The 10,731-nt window shown below is 40.4% G+C and carries 8 protein-coding genes; 1 reads left to right on the plus strand and 7 read right to left on the minus strand.

Annotated features, from left to right (window positions below):
- Positions 1-14: 14 nt before the first annotated feature.
- The 6 genes from priA to IHV12_RS13520 form a co-directional block, all read right to left on the minus strand.
- Positions 15-2,423 (minus strand): primosomal protein N', encoded by a 2,409-nt coding sequence (gene priA, locus IHV12_RS13495; protein ID WP_197191183.1) that lies wholly within the window; start codon positions 2,421-2,423, stop codon positions 15-17.
- Positions 2,420-3,628, minus strand: a complete 1,209-nt coding sequence (coaBC, locus tag IHV12_RS13500) for a bifunctional phosphopantothenoylcysteine decarboxylase/phosphopantothenate--cysteine ligase CoaBC (RefSeq protein WP_197191348.1) — start codon at positions 3,626-3,628, stop codon at positions 2,420-2,422. The genes priA and coaBC overlap by 4 nt, the downstream gene beginning before the upstream one ends.
- 140 nt (positions 3,629-3,768) lie before the next feature.
- Positions 3,769-3,975: a DNA-directed RNA polymerase subunit omega gene (gene rpoZ, locus IHV12_RS13505; RefSeq protein ID WP_197191184.1), complete on the minus strand. Its 207-nt coding sequence runs from the start codon at positions 3,973-3,975 to the stop codon at positions 3,769-3,771.
- A complete protein-coding gene (gene gmk, locus IHV12_RS13510; RefSeq protein WP_197127678.1) occupies positions 3,975-4,592 on the minus strand; it encodes a guanylate kinase in 618 nt (205 codons plus the stop codon). The genes rpoZ and gmk overlap by 1 nt, the downstream gene beginning before the upstream one ends.
- Before the next feature lie 15 nt (positions 4,593-4,607).
- Entirely contained in the window at positions 4,608-4,865 is a 258-nt protein-coding gene (remA, locus tag IHV12_RS13515; protein WP_066240628.1) for an extracellular matrix/biofilm regulator RemA, read from the minus strand.
- A 347-nt stretch (positions 4,866-5,212) separates the two neighbouring features.
- Positions 5,213-7,885 carry a calcium-translocating P-type ATPase, SERCA-type gene (locus IHV12_RS13520; protein WP_197127677.1) on the minus strand — a complete coding sequence of 891 codons (2,673 nt, stop codon included), beginning with the start codon at positions 7,883-7,885 and terminating at the stop codon, positions 5,213-5,215.
- Positions 7,886-7,982: 97 nt separating this feature from the next.
- On the opposite strand from IHV12_RS13520, the gene IHV12_RS13525 reads away from it, so the two are divergent.
- Positions 7,983-9,692 carry an Rqc2 family fibronectin-binding protein gene (locus tag IHV12_RS13525; RefSeq protein WP_197191185.1) on the plus strand — a complete coding sequence of 570 codons (1,710 nt, stop codon included), beginning with the start codon at positions 7,983-7,985 and terminating at the stop codon, positions 9,690-9,692.
- 362 nt (positions 9,693-10,054) lie between these two features.
- Here the strand turns inward: IHV12_RS13525 and IHV12_RS13530 are convergent, their stop codons facing one another.
- Positions 10,055-10,714, minus strand: coding sequence for a class I SAM-dependent methyltransferase (locus IHV12_RS13530; RefSeq protein WP_231620757.1), 660 nt, complete (start codon positions 10,712-10,714; stop codon positions 10,055-10,057).
- Positions 10,715-10,731 lie beyond the last annotated feature (17 nt).

The following is a 10,731-nucleotide window of genomic DNA, read 5'->3' on the forward strand; positions in this document are numbered from 1 at the left end:
ATCTCCTTAACTAGCTACATAAGTGTTTGGGCGTTTAAATCACCCGTTATCTGAAGATCTTTATTCTCTTTATCGTTTTGGAAATGAGCAATAATCTCTTCAAACCAGGTTCTTAGCTCCGGCTCATTTTTGTATTTTATCATGACCTGATAGCGATATCTATCCTTCACACGTGCAATGGGTGAAGTTACAGGTCCAAGAAGCAGACTATCCGGTGATAACCTCTTCGATAGGTAGGTTGCTGCTTTCTCGCTTGCTTCAACCACTTGCATGAGATCGAGATGACTGAACGTTAACAAACCTAAATAATAAAAGGGTGGATATTGATGAAGTTTTCGCGTTTGCATCTCTTGATTATAAAAGGAGTGAAAATCGTGCTTGGATGCTAATTGAATGCTGTAATGCTGAGTATCGTATCCTTGTACAATAACCTTTCCCTCTAGTTCGTGTCTGCCTGCACGGCCACTCACTTGTGTGAGAAGCTGGAAGGTTTTTTCTGAAGCTCTAAAGTCTGGCAGATGAAGCATCGTATCAGCAGCCAAAACACCTACCAATGTTACTTTAGGAAAATCCAGCCCTTTTGCGATCATCTGTGTACCGAGCAGGATATCAGCTTCACCGTTTTCAAATGCCGTTAAGAGCTTTTCGTGACTGCCTTTTTTTGAAGTCGTATCAACGTCCATACGAATCACACGTGCTTCAGGAAGAACTTTAGCAAGTTCTTCTTCAACTTTCTGTGTACCAGTTCCAAAAAAACGGATATGTTCGGAAGTACAACTCGGACAAACAGAAGGTGTACTCTCTTTATAACCGCAATAGTGGCATTTCAATTCACCAAAACGCTTATGGTAGGTTAAAGAAATGTCACAGTGAGGACATTGTGCTACATAGCCACAATCTCTGCAAAGAATAAAAGAAGCATAGCCTCTTCTATTCAAGAACAATACCGACTGTTCTCCTTTTTGAAGTCCGTTCTTCAGCTTGTCCATCAGAGCAAGGGAAAACATAGAGCGGTTCCCGTTCTTCAGTTCCTCTCTCATATCTACTATGGTGACTTCTGGCATCGGATTAGCATGTACGCGGTTAGCTAGCTCTGCTAATTGATACCTTCCTTTTTGCGCTCTTGCATATGTCTCAAGTGCCGGTGTCGCACTTCCAAGGACGATTGGACACGAATGATAGTTTCCTCTCCATATCGCCACATCTCTTGCATGATAGCGCGGGTGATCTTCTTGTTTATAACTTGTTTCGTGCTCCTCATCTATTATGACGATTCCTAAGTTTTGGAACGGAGCGAAGATCGCGGAACGCGCTCCTACAACGACGGAAACTTCTTTTCTAAGAATCTTTCGCCATTCATCATATTTTTCTCCTATCGATAATCCACTATGAAGTACCGCAACTGCACTACCGAAACGACCTTTAAAGCGGTTTACCATCTGCGGGGTGAGCGAGATCTCAGGTACGAGTACGATAGCTTCTTTTCCTTTATCCAATACATTTTGGATGGACTGCAGATAGATCTCTGTTTTCCCGCTTCCTGTGACACCATGGAGAAGTACCGTTTCGTGTATATTGTTCTCGATAGAATGCAGAATCGGTTTGATCGCACTTTCTTGATTTTCTGTTAATTCAAGAGGCTGTGTTCGTTTCATCGTACGACCTTGAAACGGGTCACGATAGATCTCTTTTTCTTCTATAAGTAGAATACCTTTTTTAGATAGTGTTTGTGCTGTTGAGAGAGTAGCTCCTGTTTCCTTTAAAATTTCCTGCAACACGTACTCTCCATCTGGCCGATGTAAGAGTTCTAGAAGAATCGCCTTTTGTTTCTCAGCATTCTTATTTAAATTTCGAATCAGTTCTTCTGCTAAAGCCCGGTCTGTAACAGAAACGAATTTTTGCTTCTTTTTATTTGCTTTATTTTTCACTTTATAAACAACATCTAGAATTCCTTCTTTCGCCAAAGACTGCAAGAGTGGTAACAGATCAGGATTTGATTTTGTCACATCACTTACATGAATCTCGTTGTTGACTGAAAGAAGGGGACGTATCGAATCAGGAAGTTTATCAGATCTCATCACTTGAAATGACTTTTCATAAGTAGCTTTCATTGCAGCTGGCAACATGGCTTGATAAGCCGTAATGTAAAAACTAAGTGTATTCTCAGCCAGCCACCTTCCTAACTCGATCAGTTCGGACGTTAACACAGGCAATGGGTCCAGAATCTCCGTTATATTTTTCATTCCTTTTACCGTAGAAGTTGATTTTATCTCTAAGATAAAACCTTGAAGCTTTCTCGGCCCAAACGGAACGATAACACGCATCCCAGGTTCAGCCCAACCTTCCCAAACTGCTGGAATTTTATAGTCAAAAGTTTTGTTTACACTTCCTGAAGGAACATCAACTACGACTGCCGCGATCATCTTTTCATCAATTCCATAACTTCTACTAATATTTCATGTGCTGCATCTTCCTTTGACAGAATCGGCAGTACCTTCTTAGTTCCATCTTTTTTTATCATCATGATCTCGTTCGTGTCGCTCCCAAAACCTGATCCTTCTTTTGATACATCATTCCCTACAACCATATCTAGGTTTTTTCGAATCATCTTATCTTTTGCGTAGTTCTCAAGATTTTCTGTCTCTGCCGCAAATCCAACTAAAACTTGATGTTCTTTTTTCTCACCAAGAGACTGCAGGATATCAATCGTCTTTTTCATCTCGATCGTCCAAAGATCGTTTTTCTTCTTAAATTTCTTTGAATGAACGGTGACAGGTGTATAATCTGCAACCGCTGCACATTTAATAACAACATCTTGTTCATGAAAACGAGACATTGTTGCTTCAAACATATCTTTAGTGGAAACGATTTTTTCAATAGTAATGCCTTGAGGTTCTGGTAATGCGGTTGGTCCTGTAACAAGAGTCACATCTGCACCTAGTTTCTTTGCAACTGATGCAATTGCATATCCCATCTTGCCTGAAGAGTGGTTTGTAAAGTAACGAACAGGATCCAGTTCCTCTCTAGTTGGACCAGCTGTTACAAGTATTTTCTTCCCAGCTAACGGCTTATCTCCATCCTGATTCTCATTAAAATAAGCATGAACAGATTCTATCAATTCTTCAGGTTCAGCAAGTCTTCCTTTACCGATCCATCCACATGCTAAAAGTCCTTCGTTCGGTTCTATGAAACGCCAACCGAATGAAGCTAACGTTTCCATGTTCTTCTTAACTGCAGGATGATTGAACATATTTACATTCATTGCAGGTGCGATCAGTACGTCTGCTTTTGTAGCGAGCAGTGTTGTTGTGAGCATGTCATCTGCAATTCCGTTAGCAAGTTTGCCGATAGAGTTTGCAGTCGCCGGTGCGATCAAAACAAGATCCGCCCAGTCTGCAAGGTCAATATGACTAACAACTGCAGGATTTTTTTCTTCAAACGTATCTGTATAAACTTCTTCTCTCGTCAGCGTTTGAAAGGTAAGTGGTGTAATGAACTTTTGTGCAGATTGAGTCAGGATCACTTTTACTTCGAATCCGTTTTGATATAATCTACTTGCTACTGTTGCCGCCTTATATGCAGCTATTCCGCCTGAAACAGCAAGCAATATTCTCTTCTTTTCCATAATAAACCCCTTCCGCCGCTCTTGACTTATACATGCTAACTCTATTTTACAGCATTTATATGTATTAAAAAATCGATTGAAATCTATTCAGAACAAAAAAATAACAACCTTTAGTCAAGGTTGTATATTTTTTCGCTGTTCTATTAATCTTCTGGTGTTTCTCCGACTTTCATTAGTATACCGGATTGAATTTCTTCAAGTGCTTTACCGACAAACTTGTGTGATACAGGTTTTGCGATCTGCTGATTATCATATTGTTGAATTTCTCTAGCGCGCTTTGAGCTAAGAGTAACTAGTGAGTATTTTGAATCAATCTTTTCCATAAGAGAATCGATGGATGGATATAGCATTATTGGTCATCTCCTAAAATTTTTTCGTATTTTGGACGAACTCGATCCACGCGGCAATGCTCCGTGGTAATGATTGCTTTGATTCGATTGCAAGCAGCTTCGATCTCATCATTCACTACAGAATAATCATAATGTCTCATGAGTTCAATTTCTTCCTTGGCTACGGACATGCGGTTGTTGATCAAATCTTCTGTCTCTGTACCGCGTCCAACAATACGACTTCTTAATTCGTCCAGACTTGGCGGTGTTAAAAAGATGAAAACACCTTCTGGAAATATGTTTTTCACTTGAAGTGCACCTTGTACTTCGATCTCTAGAATAACATCTTTTCCTTCGTCAAGCGTACTATTCACATATTCAATCGGTGTCCCATAATAGTTGCCAACATATTCTGCCCATTCGAGCAGCTGTTTATTTTCAATCATATTAAGGAACTCTTCTTTTGTTTTAAAGAAGTATTCTACCCCATGCCGTTCGCCTTCACGCGGCTTTCTTGTCGTTGCTGAAACGGAATATTGAATGTCCAGCTTTTGTTCACGAAGCGCTTTACACACAGTTCCTTTTCCAACACCTGACGGACCGGAAAGAACAAACAGAATGCCTCTTTCTTTTTCCATAAAAACCTCCACAACCTAACTTTCTTCTGAGCCCTCATCAACCGACATCAGTCTGTGAGCTACTGTTTCAGGCTGAACAGCTGACAAGATAACATGATCACTGTCAGTCACAACAACCGCTCGCGTTCTGCGGCCATATGTAGCATCAATCAGCATGTTTTTCTCTCGTGCTACCGTGATTAATCGTTTTATCGGTGCAGATTCAGGACTGACTACCGCAATAATTCGGTGAGCAGCAACAATATTTCCGTACCCAATATTAATTAATTTCATCTCTAAACGCCCCTAACCTGCTACTATTCTAGCCAAATGGAATAACGGGTCATACGCTAATTGTACGATATTGTGAAAAACTGTACACATGTTCTTATATTTTAGCACATAAATCCTGAAATCTAAACTAATTTCCCTATTTTTAAGGAAATAGCGTAAAAAAGTTGCTAGCGAGATCTTCGACCATGTTCAGCTTTGAATTCTGGGCAGAGGTTTAGAATTGCTCATAAAAGTCTAGAACGTTCGTCAAGCGTGTTTCACAGTCGCTGGACGAGCGCATATACCTCTTGTCTTGCTAAAAATAATAGAAGCTGGTACCCAAACATACGGGAACCAGCTTTATTTGTTTATCTTGCCTCTTTTTTAAATAACTGAAAGCCTGCTAGAGCAAATGTTGGAATAGAAGCCATGCCAAGAACGAGCAGCCATTGTCTCATGGAGAGCGGCACCGTATGGAAAATATTTTGCAATGGCTCTACGTACATGACCACTAGCAATAACAGAATAGATGAAATAACAGCCAGGACTAGGTAACCATTCTGAAACGGATTTCTATGGAAAACAGAGCGCTCACTTCTGCAATCAAACACGTGGATCAACTGTGCCATAACAAGTGTTGCAAAAGCTACGGATTGCGCGACGATCAGTTGATCTGGATTTTCTTTTAAGGTAACCCAGAAAGCAAGTATTGTCGCCCCACCGATCAAGAATCCCCTTGAAACGATCTTCCATCCTAGCCCTCTTGAGAACACTCCTTCTTTCGCTTGCCTTGGTTTTCTTCTCATAACGTCTTCTTCTGCCTGGTCAACACCTAATGCCATTGCAGGCAAACCATCTGTCACTAAGTTCACCCAAAGAATCTGAATCGGAACTAATGGAAGGGGTAAACCCATGATCATCGCAAAAAGCATAACTAAGATCTCACCTACATTGGATGCTAGAAGATAACGAATAAACTTTCTAATATTTTCATAGATGTTTCTTCCTTCTTCAATCGCTGAACGAATCGTAGCAAAGTTGTCATCACCAAGCACAAGAGAGGAAGCTTCCTTCGCAACGTCTGTTCCTGTTATCCCCATCGCAATACCAATATTTGCTGACTTAATGGCTGGCGCGTCATTTACTCCGTCACCTGTCATCGCAACAACATGGCCTCTTCGCTGAAGAGACTTTACGATTTTCAACTTGTGCTCTGGAGAAACTCGCGCGTATACGTACACATCTTCTGAAACTTTGTCCAATTCATCGTCACTTAATTGAGCGAGCTCAGCACCTTCCATCACTCTTCCACCGTTAGGCAACATGTTTAGTTTTTTTGCGATACTTGCTGCAGTTACAACATGGTCTCCCGTAATCATTACGGTTTTGATACCAGCAGTCTGACAATCTCTGATACTTTCTTCAACTTCAGGACGAGGTGGATCCATCATTCCCTGTAATCCAATAAATGTTAGACTTCTTTCTGCAAAAGAAGCTTGTGAGTAGTGCTCTCCTTCTTTTAAAGGACGAATCGCAACCGCAATGGTCCGCAGTGCTTGACTGCCGAGTGCATAGATGGCTTCTTTTATTCTTTCTTTATGTGCTTGTTTGATCAATTGTTTTTTATCATCCCACACAATATAATCACTTTTCTCTAGTAATACGTCTGGTGCTCCTTTTACTACTAGCATGTGATTTCCTTCAGTATCGCGTACAACAACACTCATCATTTTACGGGTAGAGTCAAAAGGGAACTCATGCTGAATCGTAAATTGTTCCCTTAATGATTCTTTCGTGATTCCCGCTTTGTAAGCACTGACTAATAACGCCGTTTCTGTTGGATCACCAACTTCTAACAAAGTGCCCTTCTTGCCTTCTTCTATCGTGGCATTGTTACAAAGTGCCGCATATGCCAAAACTTCTGTGAGCTTATCTTCTCTCTTATTGTTTTCTTGAATCCCGCCGCCTACGATTTCAAAACCCTCTTCATTAACACTCCACTGTCTACCTTGAGACCAAACCCGTGTAACCGTCATCTTATTTTGAGTAAGTGTTCCCGTTTTATCAGAACAGATGACCGTTGCACAGCCTAATGTTTCAACAGACGGTAACTTTCTTACGATCGCTCGTTTTCGAATCATTTTTTGAACACCTAGCGCGAGTGCAATCGTAACGATCGCTGGAAGTCCTTCTGGAATGGCCGCAACAGCTAAAGACACACCTGCTAAAATCATGCTGTAGAGGTCATGTCCTTGCATAACACCTGCTAAAACTACTAAGACAGTTAAAAGCAACGCAAGGGCGATCAAAATTTTCCCAAGCTGTTCAAGTTTCATCTGAAGAGGTGTTGCAATGTTTTCAGCAGTTTGAATGAGATGTGCGATCTTGCCCATCTCCGTTTTCATGCCTGTCCCTACGACGATACCTTGTCCGGTTCCTCTTGTGACCATTGTGCCCATGAACGCCATGTTCTCCTGATCACCAAGGTTTAGGTCTTCAGCAGAAATCAGGTTGTTATGTTTTTGGGCAGGAACAGATTCTCCTGTGAGTGCTGATTCCTCGATCTGCAATCCTGATGTTTTTAAAAGTCTAATATCTGCTCCTACTCGATCGCCACTTTTAACTTTTATAACATCACCCGTTACGACGTCTTTCGCAGCAATAGAAACCCACTTGCCTTCTCTTAAAACCTGGGCACTAGGAGCAGATAATTCTTTTAATGACGCTAAGGATTTCTCTGCTTTTCTCTCTTGGATAAACCCAAGAACTCCGTTCATCACTACGATTAAAATGATTGCGATCGCGTCTAGATATTCTCCTAAGAAACCGGATAACAAAGTAGCCGCTAACAGGACAAGGACCATAAAGTCTTTAAATTGTGCAAGGAACATTAAAATGGCAGACTGCTTCTTTCCTTCTTCAAGTTGGTTCGGTCCATCTAACTTCAACCTTCGTTCTTGCTCGCTTTTTGAGAGCCCACTCTCCATCCTGCTGTTAAGAATGGATTCAATTTCGTCTTGCGGCAGCTGGTACCAATTCATAGCTTCCACCTCTGATAAGATTAGTTAATAGCATTTATATGCAGGCATGTCCGCAAAAATGCTATACTATGAATCAGAAATAAGAGGTGAACATAACATGAGCTTTGATGGAATAATGACACGTGCCATAACAACTGAACTACAAAACACACTTACTTCAGGACGAATATCTAAGGTTTATCAGCCACATAAAACAGATCTTGTTTTTACAATCCGTGCAAATGGAAAAAATCATAAACTGTTATTATCTGCAAATCCTTCTTTTGCAAGAGTACATCTAACTGAACATACGTATGAGAATCCAGATACTCCTCCAATGTTCTGTATGCTTCTCAGAAAGCATTTAGAAGGCGCTTTTATTGAAAAAATAGAACAGCTTGATCTTGAGAGAATTATAACGATTACCGTGAAGAATAGAGATGAAATCGGCGACGAAACGACAAAAGTACTTTATATCGAAATCATGGGAAGACACAGCAACATCATTTTAGTCGACGAAAAATCAAAGAAGATCGTTGACAGCATCAAGCACATTCCTAGCTTTCAGAATCGCCATCGTACTATTCTTCCAGGTTTTGAGTACATCATGCCTCCAGCACAAGAAAAAACAGATCCTTTTACAGTAACCAATGCAGATGAATTTGTTTCTAAGATTTCTTGGAACGAAGGTAAATTGGATAAACAACTTGTAACCAGATTCAGCGGGTTCTCTCCCTTGATCGCAAAAGAAATCGTGCATAGATCCGGACTATCGGTTAAAAACGAAGTTGCGGACGCCTTTTTTAGTGTGATGAAGCAGTTATCAAATCAAGAATATGAACCTCAAATGATCACAAACGATAAGAAAGAGTATTTTTCAGTTCTGCCACTACATCATGTTTCAGGGGAAAGTCGATCCTTTGATACGATTAGCCAGATGCTCGATCGTTATTTTTACGGAAAAGCCGATCGTGACCGCATCAAACAACAAGCAAACGATCTTGAAAAATATCTTTCGAACGAATACGACAAGATTAAGAAAAAAATAGGAAAACTTGAAAAAGAACTTCAACAAACGCATAATGCCGAGGAGTATCAACGAAAAGGCGAGCTTCTCACCGCTTATATGTATTTGGCGAAAAAGGGAGATAAAGAAGTTGAGGTAGAGGATTACTTCACTGAGGATCAGCCACTGGTGAAAATTACACTCGATCCTCTTAAGTCACCTGCAGATAACGCCCAAAGCTACTTTAAAAAATATGGGAAACTAAAAAAGTCGGTTTCTATTATTAAAGATCAGATAGAGAAAGCTAAAAATGAATTGCTGTATTTTGAGCGTCTGATCGTCCAGATGGATTCAGCATCCATGAAGGATGTTGAAGAAATCAGAGAAGAACTCGGTGAAGGCGGTTATTTAAAACATAGACAAAGTAAGAACAAGAAAAAACAAAACAAGACGCCTCAGCCTGAAAAATTCACATCTACTGACGGAACAGAAATTTTAGTCGGTAAGAACAATAAACAGAACGACTATCTAACCTTTAAGTTATCGAGAGCAAATGAGACATGGCTTCATACGAAGGATATTCCAGGCTCTCATGTTTTGATACGCTCGTCTACTCCAAGTGAAACAGCTATTAAAGAAGCAGCAGTTTTGGCAGGATTTTTCAGCAAAGCAAAAAATTCGAGTTCGGTTCCTGTTGACTTTACGCTAGTAAAACATGTGAAGAAGCCTAATGGGGCAAAGCCTGGATTTGTTATTTATGACAATCAGCAGACGCTTTTCGTGACACCTGATGAAGATCTGGTTTTTCGGTTAAAGAAGTAAGCAATCTTGTAATGCTTTGTAGAATTAGAAGGTATTGATCTACACTACAGGATGCTCGTTTTGTGGGGGGTGTGCGTTGAGCCACCTAGCATATTTCAGAATCCGAGATTGGACAGATTAAATGCTGAATTGGACAGATTAAATTCAAGATTGGACAGATTGTGGCCCCAATCGGACAGATTATATAAGCAATTGGACAGATTCCCCACTCAATTGGACAGATTCTTATTTTTAAAGGTCCTTTAAGGCTCTTAAATCATACGTTCTCTCTCTTGTTGCCCTTGTATAGGGCAATTTCAAAGATACTAAAGGCTTGGATGCTTACCTTAAGTACCAATTAAAAAACGCAGAGCAGCTTGAATTTAGCTGTTCTGCGTTTTTTTTGCTTTGCTGATAATCGCAAGGCCATCTAATACTTCTTGATGTTGCACATCTGTAAAATGCAGGTTGTGTAGTAATTCTGTCATTTCATCTGTTGAATAGCGATGTCTTCTCGTACTCACATTAGACCATTTTAAGAGTGCTGTTCGTTCGAACCCAGAGATATCGTTTTCCTTCGCGAAAGAAGCAGCGTTTTCTTGACTCATTTTTCCACTCGGGTTTAACATGACGATTTGACCATCATCTTTTAGAACGCGATGAACCTCACTGATACCTTTAGCTGGATCTGGCAATAAAAACATCACACAAGTGGATAAAGCTAGATCAAACGAATGATCTGAAAACGGAAGATTCTCTGCATCAGCAACAATAAACTCACTTTTACCACTTAATTCATGATAAAAGAACTGCTGAATACTAGCCTTGACCATCTCTGAAGACAAATCAACACCGACAAGTCTATTCGCTTCCTCAGCTCCACGCAACAGCAATCTCCCCGTTCCGCATCCCACATCGAGAACATCTTTTTCACTCCATGACCCTGTTACTTCTTTTAAATGATCATGAACTTTCTTAAGCCATGTAGTCCTTGCCATACTATCAAAAAAGGAAACAAGCTCATCAAATTCTTCACCATTCATTTTTCTCAAAATGTTAA

The organism is Fictibacillus sp. 7GRE50 (genome assembly GCF_015903875.1).
Lineage (GTDB): Bacteria > Bacillota > Bacilli > Bacillales > Fictibacillaceae > Fictibacillus > Fictibacillus phosphorivorans.

What these genes read in the sequence shown, in the direction of transcription:
- priA (WP_197191183.1), bottom strand. Translation starts at nt 2,423, where the DNA reads ATGATCGCGGCAGTCGTAGTTGATGTTCCTTCAGGAAGTGTAAACAAA.
- rpoZ (WP_197191184.1), bottom strand. Translation starts at nt 3,975, where the DNA reads ATGCTATATCCATCCATCGATTCTCTTATGGAAAAGATTGATTCAAAA.
- gmk (WP_197127678.1), bottom strand. Translation starts at nt 4,592, where the DNA reads ATGGAAAAAGAAAGAGGCATTCTGTTTGTTCTTTCCGGTCCGTCAGGT.
- remA (WP_066240628.1), bottom strand. Translation starts at nt 4,865, where the DNA reads ATGAAATTAATTAATATTGGGTACGGAAATATTGTTGCTGCTCACCGA.
- IHV12_RS13520 (WP_197127677.1), bottom strand. Translation starts at nt 7,885, where the DNA reads ATGAATTGGTACCAGCTGCCGCAAGACGAAATTGAATCCATTCTTAAC.
- IHV12_RS13525 (WP_197191185.1), top strand. Translation starts at nt 7,983, where the DNA reads ATGAGCTTTGATGGAATAATGACACGTGCCATAACAACTGAACTACAA.
- IHV12_RS13530 (WP_231620757.1), bottom strand. Translation starts at nt 10,714, where the DNA reads ATGAATGGTGAAGAATTTGATGAGCTTGTTTCCTTTTTTGATAGTATG.